The organism is Chryseobacterium sp. UF-290 (genome assembly GCF_058245615.1).
The window spans coordinates 77,757-98,869 of the sequence record NZ_JBSICB010000016.1; the positions used below are offsets into that span (position 1 = coordinate 77,757).

Annotated in this window: 1 protein-coding gene (only partly in view); it reads left to right on the plus strand. The window is 40.1% G+C overall.

Features of this window, described 5'->3' with window-relative positions; genetic code table 11:
• The coding region annotated (locus AC4IF5_RS16855; RefSeq protein ID WP_490736513.1) for a non-ribosomal peptide synthetase crosses the window boundary (this coding region is incomplete at its 3' end): on the plus strand, positions 1-21,113 show 21,113 of its 27,113 nt. Its footprint extends 6,000 nt past the window's final position.

Here is a 21,113-nt window from a genome sequence, read left to right on the forward strand (position 1 = left end):
ATGGAAACATTTTTTATGAAGCTCACTCCATATCAATCAATTTTTTATAACGAATGGATGCTGAATCCTTCCAGAAGCGATTATAATATCACTTTTGATCAAACTATGTCCGGCTCAATAGATATTGAGAGACTGAATTCAAGCTTAGTAAGATTTGTTAACAATAATCTGTTGCTCAATTGTAATGTGGCAGGTGAACCAGAAAATCTGTACTGGAAACGGAGACCGCAATTGTCTGAAAGTGCTCAGATTTTAACGGGTATTTCTCATGAAACAAATCCTGAAGAAATTGTAAAGCTCGCTTTACAACCCTTTGATCTGGAAAATGATTTTCTGGCTAGATTTTATGTGATCAAGCTGGATGAAGAGAGCTACAGGATTGTCTATATATTACCTCATATTCTTTTGGACGGATTGAGCCTTGATGAAATGGCAATAGAGCTGGGGCTTTATTATAATGATCCCGGTCACAAAAATAAAATCGATCTGCAGGAACAGAAAAATTTACATGAAAAACTGAATCATTACTTCAGTGGTATTCTGGAAGAAAAAGGATCAGAAATGCGTCATTTCTGGGAAAAGCACCTTAGGGAAATAGAAAATACAGATCTGAGTTTTTTAAAAGCTTCCCAATTTTCATACAAAGATGATCAGAAGAGCTCTGATATTCTTCCTATCGCTGAGTTTCGGTTTACTTTTTCAAAGGTAGTTTTTCAAAAACTAAAACAACTGGATAAAGGGTATCAACTTTCACCCTATAGTTTTGGGCAATTGGTATTTGCGATTTTATTACACAGGCTTTCGGGAGTCAATAATTTAGCACTTAATTATCCTATTGGAATTAAAGAAGGGCAGGCTTTTATTTTTGGAGCCCATATCAATACGATTCTAAAAGACTATAGATTTACTGCGGAAACCACACTCGAGGATCTTATAAATGATGGTATAGAATACATTAATGAATCCAAGTCCAGTAAAGCAAAATACCTCCCTATAGGGGAGATTATTCGCTATGCTCCGGAATTGAATATATTTGAATTGGCATTTGTCCAGACCAATCTTAAAGACGGACCCATTCAATACGAAGGAGTGGATGAAGTAGTCATTAATAAAGCCCTTAATGTAGATCTGATCGGGAAACTGGCTTTTGAACAGGAAATAAGAAATGAACAGCTCAACTATAGGATCAAGAGCAACAACGATGAGCTTGATTATGAGCTGGTCTCCAATTTTACAGAGCTATTTAAACAACTATTTATCAATATCCTTGAAGATCTTTTGGCAGGATCTACAGATCGTTTAATAGCCGATTATAAACTGATTGATCATCATACCTATCAGACCATAGTTCATGATTGGAATTCCAGAATGGCTCCTGATCATTTGAAAAAAAGCATTCATGAGCTCTTTGAAGAGCAGGTCGTTAAAACGCCGGAGCAGACTGCGCTGGTATATCTGAATACAAGGCTTTCTTATCAGGAACTGAACGAGAGATCAAATCGTCTGGCTCACTATCTCATCAGCAATTATCATCTTCAGCCGGATGATCTGGTGCCATTATGCCTGGAGCGTTCCGAATATATGGTTATTGCCATTCTGGGAGTATTAAAAGCAGGAGCAGCCTATGTTCCTATGGATCCATCTTATCCTGCAGACAGGATTGAGCATATTCTCAGGGATACCGGAGCAAAAATTGTCCTGGCGCAGGAAAAAACGATAAATTTATTACAAGATAAAGAGATAAATGCTATTTCTTTAGATGATACTTCTTTTCAAAATGTCCTCAAAATGCAGGATGGAGAAAATCCTGTGACAGGAGTAAGTCCTGAGAATCTTGCGTATGTGATCTATACCAGCGGAACCACAGGGCTTCCCAAAGGTGTCATGATAGAACACAGAAACGTAGTGAATGCCGTAGATCAGGTTAGAGAGGCTTATGGTTTTAGTGAGGGAGAAAAAATGACGGCTTATACATCTTATGTGTTTGATGTATCGGTATCAGAATTTTTCAATGCTTTGCTGTATGGCAATGAGCTTCATATACTGGATGAGGTTACCAAGAAAGACGCAGATTCTATCAGCCAATATCTGCTGTCCAATGAGATTGCTTACAGCTATTTGCCGCCGGTAATGCTTTCCGTTTTACCACGGATAGAATATCCCTCTCTGAAAGGGCTGCTGTATGCAGGAGAACCGTGCGATCATGAGACTGGAAAATATTGGTCAGAGCATATGGTTCTTTATAATCTCTATGGACCTACGGAGGCTACGATCTATGTGGCTTACAAACAGGTAAAACACGGAGATGTACATCTGATCGGACGCCCGATTGGAAATACCACAGCTTATATACTGGATGGAAACCTCATCCCTGTACCTGTAGGAGCTATTGGAGAGCTTTACGTTGGAGGAAACAATATTGCCAGAGGCTATCTGAACAGACCTGATCTTACAGCAGAGCGGTTTATATATAACTCTTTCCAAACGGAAGAGCAGAAGAATGAAAAAATAAATGAGAGACTCTACAAAACCGGAGATCTTGTCCGTTGGCTGGGAGATGGAAATATCGAATACATCGGGCGTAATGACTTTCAGGTAAAAATAAGAGGATATCGTATCGAGCTGGAAGAGATCGAAAACAGACTGGTACATTATCCCGGTATAAAACAAGCGGTAGTTCTGGCCAAAGACAATGCCGCAGGCATGAAATACCTTGTCGGATATTATGTATCCGATACCGAACAAAATGAAGAGAAACTCACAACGTTTTTATCCGAAACCTTGCCGGAGTATATGATACCTACCGCTTTTGTTCATTTAAAAGCATTGCCGCTTACTATTAACGGTAAATTAGATAGAAAGCAGCTACCTGAACCTGAGATTAAGATAAACAGGGAATATGTGGCACCTGAAAATGAGCTGCAGGAAAGACTTGCCAGGATTTATGGTGAAATATTGGGACTTGATTCTGCTTACATCAGCATTCATGATGACTTCTTCAGATTAGGCGGAAACAGTATCATGGCCATTAAGCTGATCAGTAAAATCAAACAGGAATTAGGATTTCCTGTCAATGTATCCATGGTATTTAACCATAAAACGATTGCCTCTTTGGTGAATGTTTTACCAGAAAGCACCCTTGAAGAAGAGATCGGTCTTACCCCGGCAAAAGTCAATGCTCCTGAAGAGTACAGATTATCATTTGCTCAGGAAAGACTTTGGTTTATAGAATCTTATGAAGGGGGGAGCAGTGCATATAATATTCCGATGGTTTTCAGGTTGGGTAAGCATGTTCAGATCAATATTCTTGAAAAATCCTTTCAATTATTAATGCAGCGTCATGAAATACTGCGCAGTATTATCCGTACAACGGATGACGGTGTGGGATACCAGGAAGTTACTGAACAAAAATCTGAGCTTCATATGAGAGAAGTGTTTACGAGAGAAGAGCTTGACAAGGTGATCAACCGCATGGCCAATAAAGTTTTTCATCTGGAGAAAGAGCTTCCGGTAGAAGGGAAAATTTTAAAGCTGAAAAATGAATATTATCTGTCAGTTGTTATCCATCACATCGCATTTGATGGGTGGTCTTCAGAAATCTTTGTAAAGGAACTGAGCAGTATTTATAATGCTTTTGAAGAAGAAAAAACTCCGGAATTACCTGTTTTGAAAGCTCAATATAAGGACTTTGCTTTATGGCAGAGAAGCTATCTTACAGGTGAAAGGCTGGATCAACAGAAAATATATTGGAAAAATAAACTTGAAGGATTTCAGACATTGAATATCCCTCTGGATTTCAAAAGGCCGGCACATGTTTCCTATGCGGGAGCAACCGAATATTTTGATTTATCTTCCGATCTTGTTTCAAAACTGAAGGAACTTTCTAAAGATCTGGAAGTAAGCTTATACAGTGTAATCCTAAGTGGATACTATCTTATGTTGTCTGCTTACTCAGGTCAGGACGATATCATCGTAGGAAGTCCCGTGGCCAACCGTCATCATGTGGGGCTTGAAAATATGATTGGCTTTTTTGCGAATACCCTGGCATTAAGGGAGAAAATAAATCCGGAACAAAATATAAAAGACTTTATTCTGCAGGTATCCCAATCGATCATAGAAGCGCAATCCTATCAGGACCTGCCTTTTGAAAAACTGGTTGAAGAGCTGGGAGTGGAGCAGGATACTTCAAGACATCCGATTTTTCAGGTAATGTTTGGACTTCATAGTTTTGATGAAGCTAATTCTTCTGATCATCATGATGTGGTACTTCATCCTTTTGACGGAAACATAGATTATCAGGCAGCAAAATTTGATCTGATGATGATGATCTATGACAATGGGGAAACACTTAAAGGCATATTCAACTATGCTGTATCTCTTTTCAACAGAGAGACCATTACAAGGATGAAAGAAACCTATCTGCTGTTTTTAGAACAGCTTGTGGGCAGCAGAGATGAACAAGAAGTAAGCAGATCAATAGGGAGTCTGAGTCTCATCTCAGACCCGACCTATAAAAACGTAACAGAAGACTGGAATATCATGGGGCTCCCTTATTCCGAAGGGCAAACCATCCATAAGCTGTTTGAAGAGCAGGTTGAAAAAACGCCGCACCATACGGCATTGGTATACCAGGATATTACCTTGTCCTATCATGAATTAAACGAGCGAGCCAACCGTATTGCCCACTATCTGATAGAGACCTACAGGCCTCAGCCGGATGATCTGATTCCACTATGCCTTGAACGTTCTGAAAATATGCTGATTGCCATTTTGGCGGTATTAAAAGCTGGGGCAGCCTATGTTCCTATGGATCCGTCATACCCTGCGGATAGGATCCGACATATCCTTAATGATACTGCTGCGAAAGTAGTCCTTTCAGAAGAAAGTTTATTACATAAGATAGAAGCGGTAGAAAATATAGAGGTCATATCCTTAGATGATATTGCATTCAAAACAGTCCTTGAAAAAACAGCTTCTGATAATCCTGCTACCGAAGCAGGATCAGATAATCTGGCCTATGTGATCTATACCAGTGGAACTACGGGAATGCCTAAAGGAGTGATGATAGAACACCACAATGTGATCAATGTCGTGACCCAGGTAAGGGAAGCTTATGGATTCAGTAAAGGAGAAAAAATAACAGCTTATACCTCTTATGCATTTGATGTTTCCGTGTCTGAGTTTTTCAACACGCTATTATATGGGAACGAGTTACACCTGCTGGATGAAGCTATTAAAAAAGATGCGGATTCCATCAGCCGATATCTGTTATCTAACGAAATTGCCTATGCCTATCTGCCGCCAGTCATGTTATCTGTATTACCAAGAATCGATTATCCTTCACTGAAAGGGTTATTGTATGCAGGAGAACCATGCGATTACGAAACCGGAAAATACTGGTCAGAATATACCACTCTGTATAATCTTTACGGGCCTACTGAAGCTACTATCTATGCGACTTTCAAGCAGGTAAAACAAGGAGATGTTCATCTGATAGGACATCCTGTAGGCAATGATTCCGCTTATGTGCTGGATTCCAGTCTTCGTCCGGTTCCTGTGAGCGCTATCGGTGAGCTCTATATAGGAGGCGATGGGATTGCACGAGGATATCTGAACAGGCCGGAACTGACTTCGGAGCGTTTTCTTTTGAATCCTTTCCAAACGGAAATACAGAAGATCAATGGAAAAAATGGAAGGCTGTACAAAACAGGTGATCTTGTCCGATGGCTTCAGGATGGAAATATCGAATATCTCGGACGTAACGATTTTCAGGTTAAAATCCGGGGCTATAGAATTGAATTGGGAGAGATAGAGAACAGGTTACAGGAATATCCTCAGGTGAGACAGTCTGTAGTACTTCTCAAAGAAAATAAAGCCGGTATGGCTTTCCTTGCCGGGTATTATGTATCTGATACTGTAATAGAGGAACAAGAGCTTTCGGCATTCCTGGCAGAGGCTTTACCTGAATACATGATTCCGAATGTATATGTGCATCTTGAAAATCTTCCGTTGACTGTCAATGGAAAACTGGACAGAAAAGCCTTACCGGAACCGGAATTTACCGGGATCAGTGAATATACTGCCCCTGAAAATGAATTGCAGAAAAATCTGTCTCAGGTCTATGGAGAAATATTGGGGCTTGATCCGGAATCTATCAGTATCCATGATGATTTTTTCAGACTGGGTGGAAACAGCATCATGGCTATAAAGCTGATCAGTAAAATCAAGAATCAGCTCGATCTGCATGTCCAGGTGGCATCCGTATTTAGCCATAAAACGATAGCCTCTTTGTCTTCTTTTCTGGAAACTGAAACTGAAGGTGGTGAGAATATCAGTATTGTTCCTGTGGAAGTTTCTTCGCCAGAGGAGCAGCGCTTATCTTTTGCCCAAGAAAGGCTCTGGTTTATTGAAGCGTATGAAGGCGGAAGCAATGCCTATAACGTTCCAATGGCATTCATCCTGAAAAAGGATATAGAGCTGGAGCTACTTCAGCAATCACTGGAAACGGTAATCATGCGTCATGAGGTGCTTCGTTCCGTAATTCATTCTTCCGAAAAAGGAATAGGTTATCAGCTTGTTACAGATCTTATTCCGAAATTGAACATGGTAGAAGCAGAAACAAGAGAAGAGCTTGAAAATTTAATAAACAGCTGTGCCAATAAGGTTTTCCGTTTGGAAGATGAACTTCCTATAGAGATAAACATATTTAAGCTGAAAGAACAGAGCTATCTGTCTGTTGTTGTTCATCATATTGCTTTTGATGGTTGGTCGATAGATCTATTTCTGAAAGAAGTACAGTCTGTTTACGAAAGTTTAATGAAAGGTGAAGCACACCAGCTTCCGGAACTCAAAATTCAATACAAAGATTTTGCTTTATGGCAGAGAAATTATCTAACCGGAGAAACTCTTAAAAAACAGATTGGCTATTGGAAGAATGTGTTGGAGGGCTTTGAATCACTGAATCTACCACTGGATTTCAAACGTCCTGCTCAAATTTCTTATGAGGGAGCTGCAATCTATTTCAGTCTTTCTCCCGATGTAGCCTCAGGATTGAGAAGAATTTCCAGAGAGCTTGGAGTTGGCTTATACAGCGTGATGCTTGGCGGATATTATCTCATGTTATCAGCGTATTCGGGACAGGATGATATTGTGGTAGGAAGCCCGATTGCCAATCGTCACTATGCAGGTCTTGAGGATATTATCGGTTTCTTTGTCAATACATTGGCGCTGAGAGGAAATACGAATGGTGATCAGAACCTTAAAGATTTCATTGTACAGATATCGGATTCAGTAACAGAAGCTCAGTCCCATCAGGATCTTCCTTTTGAAAAACTGGTCGAGGAGCTTGAAGTAGAGCAGGATATGTCCCGTCATCCGGTATTTCAGGTGATGTTTGGCCTTCAGAGTTTTGGAAGAGAAATGAGCAGTGAACAATCTATATTTTCTCCTTTTGATGGGGAAATAGACTATCATGCGGCTAAGTTTGATCTGACGACAATGATTGATGATGGGCAGGAAGTTATTACAGGAATATTCAACTATGCAGTGTCTCTCTTCAATAAAGAGACTGTTTTGAGGATGAAGAATACCTATGTATTGCTTTTGGAACAGATTGCGAATATAGGGATGGAAGAATCCAAAGTTTTTAAAATCAGTAACTTTAGTCTTCTGGATGAATACAGTCAGAAAGAGATTACAGAAAACTGGAACCTTACCGAATCAGCATATCCATCAGATAAGACCATTCATAGATTATTTGAAGATCAGGTTGAAAAAACACCGGATCAGACCGCTTTGGTATATCGGGATATTAGGTTGTCTTACAGAGAATTAAATGATCGGGCTAACCAGTTGGCGAACTATCTGATCCAGACTTATTCCCTTCAACCGGAAGAGCTGGTTCCATTATGCCTGGATCGTTCCGAACATATGCTGATTGCTATTTTAGCGGTATTAAAATCCGGTGCAGCATATGTACCGATGGACCCGTCCTATCCTGCAGAAAGAATAGAACATATCCTTCAGGATACCCGTGCAAGATTGGTAATCGGTAAGGAAAGTACCATAGAAAAACTGCAGAATTCAGCTTTAGATAAAATTTCTTTAGATGAGGTTGCTTTTAAAGCACTTCTTGAAACTACAAAATCAGACAATCCGGTTACAAAAGTTACCTCTGAGAACCTTGCCTATGTGATCTATACCAGTGGAACCACAGGTCTTCCCAAAGGAGTACTGGTAGAGCATAAAGGAGTAATCAACCTGATACAGCAACATGCTAAAGAATATGGATTTACCTCCGAAGAACCTGATGCTTCTCAGCACAAAAATGCGTTGTGGTATGCCAATTATGTGTTTGATGCCCACGTTGCGGAATTGTATCCTGTTATTACTTATGGACAAAGTATTTATCTGTTGGATAAAGAAACTCAGACTGATCTTTCTTCTTTACAACAATACATCTGGGAAAATAAAATCAGTATAGCGACGATTCCGCCGGTACTTTTGACCCGGGAACATATTCTTCCGTTAGAACAGCTTGTCGTAGCCGGAGATATTACCAACCCACAGGTAATGGCGGTATACGAAGAATACGGAATAGATGTCATCAATGCATATGGCCCTACGGAAAGTACGGTATGTGCTACACTTCATCATTATAATGAAGACCATAATCCCATCAATATTGGTGGCCCGATCGGTAATATGACCGTTTATGTTTTAGATGGTTACCATCGTCCGGTTCCAATAGGAGCTGTAGGCGAGCTGTATATAGGTGGGGCCGGGATTGCCAGAGGCTATCTGAACAGGCGAGATCTGACAAAAGAACGCTTCATCAGTAATCCTTTCCAGACAGAGGATCAGAAGAAGCTGGGTCACAATAACAGACTTTATAAAACAGGAGATCTGGTGCGTTGGTTACCTTCCGGAGCATTGGAATATATTGGAAGAAATGATTTTCAGGTAAAAATAAGAGGATACAGGATAGAGCTGGGAGAGATAGAAAACAGACTGCTGGAATATCCTGCAATAAAACAGGTCGCGGTACTAGCCAAAGAAAATAAATCCGGCTTACCATACCTTGCAGCATACTATGTTTCTGATTCAAAGATAGACTCAATCCAACTATCGGAATACCTTTCAGAAGCTTTACCGGAATATATGATCCCAGGCGCTTTTGTACATTTAATATCCTTGCCGTTAACGATCAATGGAAAGCTGGACCGAAGAGCCCTGCCGGAACCGGAGTTCACAGGTAGTAAAGAATATGTTGCGCCGGAAACAGAACTTCATCAGAAACTCTGTGCTATTTATGGAGATGTTTTAGGAATTGATGCAGAAAATATTGGTATCTATGATGACTTCTTCAGACTTGGAGGAGATAGTATTATCAGCATTCAGCTGGTAGGAAGAATCCGACAGCAATTAGGTATAAGACTAAGCGTTAAAGAGATCTTCAGCTCCAGAACCATCGCTTTATTGTCCCTTTTAATAGAAGAAAAAGGAGAAAACGAAGAAACAGAAGTAAATATATCTGAGCAAGGATTACTGCAAGGAGAAGTACCATTACTCCCTATTCAGGATTGGTTCTTTAATCAGAAAGCAGAAGGTTATTTACCAGGTTTCAATCACTGGAACCAGGCATTCCTGATCCATGTTCCTGAGCTTCAGAAAGGAATTTTAGAGAAATCCGTATACCATTTAATAGAAAGACATGATGCCTTCAGGCTTCAGTACAAAAAAACTGAGAAAGGGTATACGCAGCACTATGATGGAATTCCGACAGTAAAGGTCAACTACCTTGATGCTTCCGGGCTGAGTAAAGATGATTTATCCAGAATCTTTACAGAATGGCAGTCTCATTTTGATATAGAAACGGGACCTTTATACCAGATTGGATATATTGACGGTTATCAGGATGGCAGTGCGAGGATTTATTTTGCCCTGCACCATCTGATCATTGATGCAGTAAGCTGGCGGATCATTACTGAAGATCTGAAGAACATTTACCAAACTCTTGAACAGGGAGATGAGTTTAAAGCTTCTCAGAAAGGAAGCAGCTACCGTCAATGGGTAAATGCTATACAAAACTATCAATCTGAACATCAGGATTCCAGAGAAAAAGAACGTGCTTACTGGAACAATATCGCAGATAAAGTGGAAGAAAACAACGGTGTTCTGAGCACTGTGATTACTGAAGACTATCATCATAGCAGTCTGATACTGGATAAAGAAATGACAGAAACCTTGATTAGAGGAAGTCATCATGTTTATAGAACCCAGATCAATGATGTATTATTATCTGCCTTATCCTCTGCTCTCACAGATCTTACCGGAGAGCAGCATCATGCCATATTGCTGGAAGGACATGGTAGGGAAGAAATATTCCGCAATCTTGATATTATCGGAACGGTAGGTTGGTTTACTTCCATGTATCCGTTATTGTTGAAAACAGAAAAAGACATCAGAGATACTGTTGTTTTGACAAAAGAATCATTAAGATACATTCCAAACAATGGTATTGGTTATGGAAGCCTTATTGGCTATACACAACGTTCATTGCCAGGAATTGCCTTCAATTACCTAGGCCAGCTGGATCAGGAAACAGGAATAGATAAAAATTGGTTTATTGCAGCTGAAGACAGTGGCTCAGGAATTGGGATTTCTAATAAAGACAGTCATCTGATCAGTATCAACGGAGCTGTGACCAACGGACAGCTTCGCTTCGAAATTTCAGGCTATTTGTCAGGAGATCATATCAGATTTTTATCGGAAAGCTTTAAAAAACATTTAGACGCACACATTACCTATCTGTCTGAAGAAAGCAGAAGCTACCTTACTCCATCTGATGTAGATTATATTGTCAGTCAGGATCAGTTATCTGACATTCAGGAACGGGGTGAAATAGAAGGAGTATATCTTGCCAACAGCTTGCAGGAAGGTTTTGTATATCATGCATTAAAACAAGGTGAAACTGATGATGCTTATCGTGTACAGTTGATGTGGGATTACCACAGCGCCATAGACGTTCAGAAGCTTCAGCAATCATGGGAACTTACCCAGTATCAATATCCGTCACTACGCCTCCGGTTTGATTGGAACGGAGAGATTGTTCAGGTTATTGATAAAACAGGAAATGTAGACTGGCGCTATGAAGACATCAGTACTTTAGATCAGAGAGATCAGGAAGAACAGATCCGGGAAATCACCCAAAAAGACCGCTTTGAAGGATATGATTTATCAAAAGGAAGCCTGTTCAGAGTATATCTGTTCAAACGGGACGAAAAACAGTACAGCTGCTTATTCAGTAACCACCATTCCATACAGGATGGGTGGAGCTTGCCTATCATATTAAACAGTATCCATGATACTTATTTTTCGCTCACCAGAAATGAGAAGCCGGAGTTAGCAGTAGACCATGCCTATGCCAATACCCAAAAGTACCTCCAGGATCATAAAGAAAATGGACGCCGTTTCTGGGATCATTATATGAAGTTGCTGGAAGATCAGGAAGATCTGGGCAGCCTTGTCAAAGATTCTCAAAAGCATGTTGATCTGGGAAATTATCGTCAGATTAAAGACCATCAGAAGGTAACCTTGCTGATCACTGGTGAGCAGTATAATGCTTTAAAAAACTATACCAAAGACCATGGCTTTACCATCAATGCTGTACTTCAGTATCTGTGGCATAATCAGTTGAGCCTTTACAGTGGCTCAGACAACACTGTTGTAGGAACTACGGTATCCGGAAGAAGTTTGCCGATAGATAATATAGAATCTTCTGCAGGGCTTTATATCAATACCTTACCCTTGATAGTTACCCATAAAGAAGGAAAAATATCAGATCAGATCATAGCATTACAGGAGATGATCAGTGAACTCAATACACACTCTAATATAAGCCTTGCCGGACTTCATCATGATGCACGCCGGATCTTCAGCAGTCTGTTTGTTTATGAGAACTATCCTGTTTCTAAAGGAAAAGATAGCCATGTTGAGTTGGGATTTGTATTTAAAGATGCTGTAGAAAAACTGGATTATCCATTAGGAATAGTTGCCTATGAGCGGGGTGACCAGGTTTCACTCATTCTAAATTATGAAGGGCTTTTATTTGAAGAGACCATGATGAAGCAGCTGATCGAAGGAATGGAAACAGTACTCAACCAATTGCTTGAAAATCCTGACATCAGATTGGGTGACCTGTCTTATCTTTCAGAAAAACAATACAAACAAATAACAGAAGAATGGAATAATACCCGGAATGAATTCCCTTCCGATAAAACCATCCATGAATTGTTTGAAGCTCAGGCAGCCATAAGTCCAGACCGTACTGCTCTGGTTTATCAGGATGTTAAATTATCCTATAAAGAGTTGAATGAGAGGGCCAACCGTTTAGCCAACTATCTCCTTGAAACCTATAACCTTCAGCCGGATGATCTGATTCCATTATGCCTTAAGCGTTCCGAAAATATCGTGATTGCTATTTTGGCAGTATTAAAAGCCGGAGCAGCCTATGTTCCGATGGATCCGTCATATCCTGCAGACAGAATAAGTCATATTCTGGAAGATTCTGGAGCAGGAATAGTGCTTACAGAAGAAGGTACAGCAGATAAAATAGAAAGAGTAGAATGTATATCCCTGGATGCTGTTGCTTTTAAAGCTTTCCTTGAAACTGTAGAATCAGATAACCCTGCAACCGGAGTTACCTCCAATAATCTGGCGTATGTTATTTATACGAGCGGAACGACAGGTTTGCCGAAAGGAGTTATGATTGAACATAACGGAGTGGTAAACCTCATTAAATCAATGATTAAAGCACACCGGCTTGAAGATTATCAGGAAGTGGGCTGCTACTCAAATTATGTATTTGATGCCTTTGTGTATGAAGCTTTCCCGGTTCTGTGCAATGGAAATACCTTATGGCTGTATAGCAATGATCTCAGAACTTCAGTAGGAGAGTTGAATGAATATATTAAAGACAACAATATTGAAGTTTCCTTTATTCCGCCGGTTTTATTGCGGGAGGTCGTTGACCAGGGCTCCTCATTGAAGTTGATCTTTGCCGGTGGGGAAAGTTTCCCGGCCCTGGATAAAAATATTGAAGATCTTATTCTTATCAATGAATATGGTCCTACTGAAGGAACCGTATGCGCTACCTTTCATGAATACAAAAACGATTATAATCCATTAAATATTGGTGGACCTGTGTCCAATATGGCTTTATATGTTCTTGATACCCATCAGTCTATGGTTCCTATGGGAGCTGTCGGAGAACTTTATATCGGTGGAGCGGGAATCGCCAGAGGTTATCTCAATAGGGCAGAGCTTACGGCAGAACGATTCATAGCCAATCCCTTTCAGACAGAAGAGCAGAAGAAACGAGGTGAGAACGGACGCTTATATAAAACAGGAGATTTGGTCCGTTGGCTATCCAATGGTGAACTGGAATATATTGGCAGAAATGATCTCCAGGTCAAAATCCGGGGTTACAGGATAGAATTGGGTGAGATCGAAAACAGACTTTTGGAATATCCTGAAATAAAACAGGCAGCAGTTCTTGCAAAAGAAAATAAATCTGGCTTAAAATATCTTGTGGGATACTATGTTTCCGATTCGGTAATAGATTCAAATCTCTTATCAGATCACCTTGCAGAAGTTTTGCCGGAATATATGATACCCAATATCTTCATTCATTTAATATCCTTACCATTAACAATCAATGGTAAATTAGACAGAAAAGCTTTACCGGAACCTGAATTTACAGGCAACAAAGAATATATTGCACCGCAGAATGAAGTTCAGCAACAACTTTGTACGATCTATGGAGAAGTATTGAATATTGATGCAGGTAATATAAGTATCTATGATGATTTCTTCAGATTGGGCGGGAACAGTATCATGGTGATCAAACTTATCGGTAAGATCAGACAGGTTCTGGATATTCAGGTAAATGTTTCTATGGTATTTAATCATAAAACAATTGCTTCTCTTGCAGGTATTCTGAGCAGTGGGATCACTGCTGAAGAAGAAATACATATTGCTCCGGTACAGGTGAATTCCGAGGAGGAACAACGATTGTCATTTGCACAGGAAAGGCTTTGGTTTATAGAGTCTTATGAAGGGGGAAGCAGTGCGTATAATGTGCCGGTAACCCTGAAACTGAATGAAAATATACAGTTGGAACTTTTTCAAAAGGCGTTAGAATCGGTAATAAGACGGCATGAAATATTGCGTTCTATCATCAGAACTACAGGGGATGGTATTGGCTATCAGTTGGTTATTGATAGTATTCCGGAATTCAGAATGACGGAAGCAGAGACCAGAGAACAATTAGAAGAATATATCAATAAGCGGGCAGGCAAAATCTTCCGTCTGAATGAAGAAATCCCTGTAGATGTCCATTTTTTCAGGTTTGAAAGGCATTACTACTTATCCGTTGTCATCCATCACATCGCCTTTGATGGTTGGTCTACAGATATTTTCCTGAACGAGATTACTACAGTTTATGAGAAGCTAACCGGAAAAGAGATACCGGAGCTGCCGTCCTTAAAGATTCAATATAAAGACTTTGCGCTATGGCAGCGTGATTACCTTACGGGAGAACGTCTTGACAAGCAGATCAGCTACTGGAAAAATAGATTGGATGACTTCCAGAACCTTGAGCTACCTATAGATTTTCATAGACCGGTTCAGATATCTTATGAAGGAGAGAATTTATACTTTGATCTGGATACAGATCAGGCAAATGGACTGAGAACCCTTTCTAAAAACCTTGGGGTAAGTTTATACAGTGTGATGCTGAGTGGATATTACCTGATGTTATCCGCTTATTCGGGGCAGGATGATATTGTGGTAGGCAGCCCGATTGCTAACCGTCACCATGCAGGTCTCGAAGATGTGATCGGCTTCTTTGTGAATATGCTTGCTTTGAGGGAAAAAATAGATCCACAGCAGAATCTGAAAGACTTCATTCTGGAGGTATCAAAATCGATAACTGATGCCCAGTCGCATCAGGATCTTCCATTTGAAAAATTGGTTGATGAGCTTGGTATAGAGCATGATTCTTCCAGACATCCTTTATTTCAGGTTATGTTTGGACTTCAGAACTTTGGAGACATTTTGTCTGCAGATGATGAAGAATCCTTATTCTATCCTTTTGATGGCAAAGTAGAGTATCAGGTAGCTAAATTCGACCTCACTACCATGATCGATGATGGCGGAGATACAATCCGGGGAATGTTTAATTATGCTAAATCTATCTTTTCAAAAGAGACGGCCAATAGTATGATGAATACTTATCTGTTTTTACTTGGTCAGATAGCCATGTATGATGGGCAGCAGGATATTGAGCTTTCAGGATTAAAATTCATCCCGGAAGATCTGAAGAAAGAAATTGCAGAAGAATGGAACGATAAATATAGAGCAAGCCAGTCAGAGATGACCATTCATGGCTTGTTTGAACATCAGGTTGAAAAAAATCCGGATCATATTGCCTTAGTATTTCAGGGAACGGAACTTTCCTACAGAGAGCTTAATGAAAAAGCCAACAGTCTGGCTAATTATCTGCTGAAACAGTATGATATTCAACCTGATGATTTGATTCCTTTATGCATAGATAGGTCCGAAAATATGCTGATAGCCCTCCTTGCTGTACTAAAAACAGGGGCGGCATATGTTCCCGTAGATCCGTCATATCCTTCAGACAGAATAATTCATATGCTGGAAGATACCAATGCTGATATTGTGATCTGTAATGAAGAACATAGCGCTCATCTTCTTAGTTGCCTGAGAGATAAGAAAGTCAACATTTTTGCCTTGGATAATCCTATAATACAGCAGGAAATCAACGAAAACAATAACAAAACAAATCCTTTCACAAAAGTTACAGTCAACAACCTTGCTTATGTAATCTATACCAGTGGAACTACAGGAAAGCCTAAAGGGGTAATGATTGAGCATAAAAACATAAACAGGCTGGTAGAAAATACCAACTATATTTCTATTCGGGAGAACGATCGGTTTCTGAATGTATCCAGCTTTGTATTTGATGCTTCTGTTTTTGATATTTTTGGTGCTTTTTGCAACGGAGCAACTCTGGTGCTGCAACCAGCTGCAACCGTATTAGATGTTGACAGCTTAGGAAAGGCAATTACAGAGCAAAATATTTCTATATTTTTTGTAACGACAGCACTTTTCAATTCTTTGGTTGAAGAGAAAAGAGACTGGATATCAGGATTAAAATGTGTTTTGTTTGGCGGAGAAAAGGTTTCCGTATCCCATGTACATAAATTTAAATCCGAATACAGCCATGTTCAGTTATTACATATGTATGGACCTAGTGAGAGCACTACATATGCTACGGGATACGACTGTAAGGAACTTCCTTCTGCGGAAACCGTAACGATACCGATTGGAACTCCTGTTACCAGTACTACAGTATATGTTTTAGATGCTCATCTTCGACTGATTCCTCCGGGTGGTGTCGGAGAGCTCTATGTAGGTGGAGCAGGTATTGCAAGAGGATACCTGAATAATCCTGAAATGACACAGGAGCGTTTTATTAATAATCCTTTCCAGACTTCGGAACAAAAAGAAACCGGATACAACAGCCGCATTTATAAAACCGGGGATATGGTACGCTGTCTTTCTGATGGCAATATTGAATATATCGGCAGAAATGATTTCCAGGTGAAAATTCGTGGCTATAGAATTGAGCTTGGAGAAATCGAGAATAATCTCATCGAATATCCAGGGATAAGGCAGGCTGTGGTTCTTGCCAAAGAAAGTCTGGGTGGGATGAAGTACCTTATTGGGTATTATGTTTCCGAATCCGCAATAGATCCTCATATGATTTCTGAGTTTTTGCAGGAAACACTTCCGGATTATATGATCCCTAGCATATTTGTACATCAACATTCTATTCCTTTGACAATCAATGGTAAAGTTGATAAGAAGAAGCTTCCTGAGCCTGAATTTACAGGAATATCAGAATATATAGCCCCTGAAAATGATGTTCAGGAAAAGCTGAGCATTGCTTATAGTGAAGTGCTTGGGCTTAACCCGGGAATCATTAGTATTCACGATGATTTCTTCAAATTGGGTGGAAATAGTATCATGGTGATGAAACTGATCAGTAAGATCAGACAGATCTTAGATGTACAGATAGGAGTGGCCATGATCTTCAGCCACAAAACGATCGCTTCTTTATCACATTTTTTGGCTGATGAAGCCCATACAGAAGAACAGATTGTCATTAGTCCGCAACAAGTAAACACTCCTGAAGAACAGAGATTATCTTTTGCTCAGGAAAGACTTTGGTTTATAGAAAACTATGAAGGAGGAAGCAGTGCTTATAATATTCCAATGGTTTTCCATCTGGATATAAAAACAGATCTGTCGGTACTTTGTAAAGCATTGGATCTTATTGTGATCCGGCATGAAGCACTCCGTACCGTTATCCGTACCACAGATGAAGGTTTAGGCTGGCAGTCTGTTATAGATGACGTTCCTGAAATACATCAACATCATGTCACGACAACGGCTGAACTTGAAGAAAGAATAAACAGTCTTGCAGGTAAAGTATTCCTTTTGGAAGAGGAGTTTCCTATAGACATCAATATTTTCAGGATGAAAGAGGAGTACTATCTGTCTGTTGTGATCCATCATATTGCATTCGATGGATGGTCTATGGGTGTTTTTTTAAAAGAGTTGATCGATATTTATAACGCACTTACAGAAGAGAGAACTCCCGAACTTCCTGTTTTGGCATTCCAATACAAAGATTTTGCTTTATGGCAACGGAATTATCTTACCGGAGAACGTCTTGATACCCAGGTAAGTTACTGGAAAAGTAAATTGAATGGATTTCAGCATCTTGATCTGCCTTCAGACTTCAAAAGGCCGTCTCAGATATCTTACGAAGGCGAAAGTATTTACTTTGACCTGAATGTGGATCATACTAAAAAACTGAGAGATCTGTCTAAAGATCTGGGAGTAAGCTTATACAGTATATTATTAAGCGGGTATTACCTTATGCTTTCTGCTTATTCCGGACAGGAGGATATTGTCGTGGGTAGCCCGATTGCTAACAGACACCATCCGGGGCTTGAAGATATGGTAGGATTTTTTGTCAATACCCTGGTATTGAGAGAAAATATGAGTGATCCGGGGCAAAAAGTAAAGGATTTTATTGTTCAGGTATCTCAGTCGGTGGTAGAAGCACAATCCCATCAGGACCTTCCGTTTGAGAAGCTCGTAGAAGAATTGAATGTAGAGCAGGATTCCTCCCGCCATCCGATTTTCCAGGTCATGTTTGGGCTTCAGAATTTCGGCGGGTTCTCACAGGAAAACAATACGATACTTCATCCTTTTAATGGAAATGTAGATTATCAGGTTGCTAAATTTGACCTCACCACTATGATCGACGATAGTAGTGATGCGTTGCAGGGAATGTTCAACTATTCCAAAGCGGTATTTTCAAAAGAGACCACCGGAAATATGATGAATACGTATCTGTTCATACTCGGGCAGATCGCAGAAATTGATCAGCAGGAATATCTTACCTTATCCGAACTTAACCTTATTCCTCAGGAACAGCAAAAAGAAGTGTCAAAATTATGGACATCGGATGCCAACTATCTGGATGATATAACAATCAATAGCCTATTTGAAGCTCAGGTTGAAAGAACGCCGGATCATACTGCCATCGTATATCAGGATATAAAGCTGTCTTATCGTGAACTTAATGAGAGGTCAAACCGTCTGGCAAACTACCTTATTGAAACGTATGATCTTCAACCGGATGATTTAGTTCCTTTATGCCTTGAGCGTTCCGGGGATATGATTATTGCTATTCTGGCGGTATTAAAAGCAGGTGGAGCTTACGTTCCTATGGATACTTCCTATCCTGTAGACAGAATAAAACACATCCTTGAAGATACGGAGGCAAAAATAGTGCTGACCCAGGGAAGCTCAGAATCTTCTGTTCGTGAAGCATGCGGTCAGACAGCAACATCCGTTCTTGCATTGGACGATTCAGAACTTAAAACAATCCTCGAAAATAGTAAGAGCTCCAATCCTGTTACCAAAATATCTCCTGATCATCTTGCCTATGTAATTTATACGAGCGGTACTACGGGTCTTCCTAAAGGAGTGATGCAGGTACACCGTAATGTGGCCCGCCTTTTTAGTGCTACAGACCATTGGTATCACTTTAATGATCAGGATGTATGGAGTTTATTTCATTCCTATGTATTTGATTTTAGCGTATGGGAGATCTGGGGGGCATTGTTCTATGGCGGAAAGCTTTTGATCCCATCATATGAGCAGACAAAAGATACCCATTTATTCTTCAGTTTATGCCTTAAAGAAGGACTTACCGTACTGAATCAAACTCCCACAGCCTTCTATCAGTTTATAGACACGGCACTTCATCGGGAAGAACAGCTGAACGCCCTTCGTTATGTGATATTTGGCGGGGAAGCATTGAATCTGGCTTCATTAAAACCTTGGTATGAACGTTACAGTTCCGCGCCGGAATTGATCAATATGTACGGGATTACGGAAACAACCGTTCACGTAACCTATAAAAAGCTCAGCGTTGAAGATCTGGATAAAGCCTCTTTGATCGGAGAAAATATTCCGGATCAGGGAATGTATATTCTGGATAAAAATCTTCGTCCTATTCCTGTGGGAGCTGTCGGAGAATTGTATGTCGGTGGGGCGGGAATTGCAAGAGGATATCTGAACAGACCGGAGCTGACAGCAGAGCGTTTCATCAGCAATCCATTCCAGACCGTAGAAGAAAAAAATAAAAACAAAAACGGCGTCCTTTACAAAACAGGAGATCTTGTCCGCTATCTTGCTAATGGAGAATTAGAATATATCGGGCGTAATGACTTTCAGGTAAAGATTCGAGGCTACAGAATCGAATTGGGTGAAATTGAAAACAGACTTCAGGAATTTGAAGCAGTGAAACAATCCGTAGTTCTGGCCAAAGAAAATAAAGCAGGAATGAAATATCTCGCAGGCTATTATGTATCCGATAGATCTTTGGATCAGAGCCAGCTTACAGAGTTCCTGTCAGAGACACTACCGGAATATATGGTCCCTGCAGTATTTGTTCATTTGATAGCACTTCCATTAACCATTAATGGAAAACTTGACCGAAAACAACTGCCGGAACCTGAGTTTACAGGTGGAAAAGAATATACAGCACCGGAAAATGAACTGCAGGAAAAACTCTGTCAAATCTATGGAGAAATTCTTGGCTTAGATGCCGGAGCTATCGGGATTCATGATGATTTCTTCAGGTTAGGAGGAGACAGTATTATCAGCATCCAGCTGGTAAGCAGAATAAGACAGCGTCTGGATATCAGAGTAAGCGTTAAAGATATCTTTACGTCAAAATCCGTACAGAAGCTTTCCGAAGTGATAGAGATCAAAGAAAAAGAAGGGCAGACCCATATTTTGACAGAGCAGGGACTGCTAAAAGGAAACCTTGCTTTCCTTCCTATCCAGGAGTGGTTCTTCAATCTGATAGAAGAAGGCTTTATAGGGGATATTAACCACTGGAATCAGGCCTTTTTAATCCACGTTCCGGAGCTTGAAAAAGAAAGATTAGAAAAATCTGTACACTATTTAATTGACAAACATGATGCTTTTAGGCTCCAATATCATAAAAAAGCCGGAGCTTACATTCAGGAATACAGCGGAAATACAGCTGTAAATATCAATTACCTGAACGCTTCCGGATTGAACCAGGAAGAACTGTCCAACATCTTTACAGACTGGCAGTCCCATTTTGAGATAGAAAACGGACCGTTATATCAGATCGGATACATTGATGGATATGAGGATGGCAGTGCAAGAATTTACTTTGCTCTCCATCATCTGATCATCGATGCGGTAAGCTGGAGAATCATTACTGAAGATCTTAAAAATATCTACCAGACCCTTGAAAAGGAAGGAGAATTTAAAGCCTCTCCGAAAGGAAGCAGCTACCGTCAATGGATTAATGCTATAAAAGGATATAAGCAGGAAAATCCGGAATCCAGAGAAAAAGAACTGACCTACTGGAATAATACTAAGGATATCATTGCGCAAAGCAATACTAT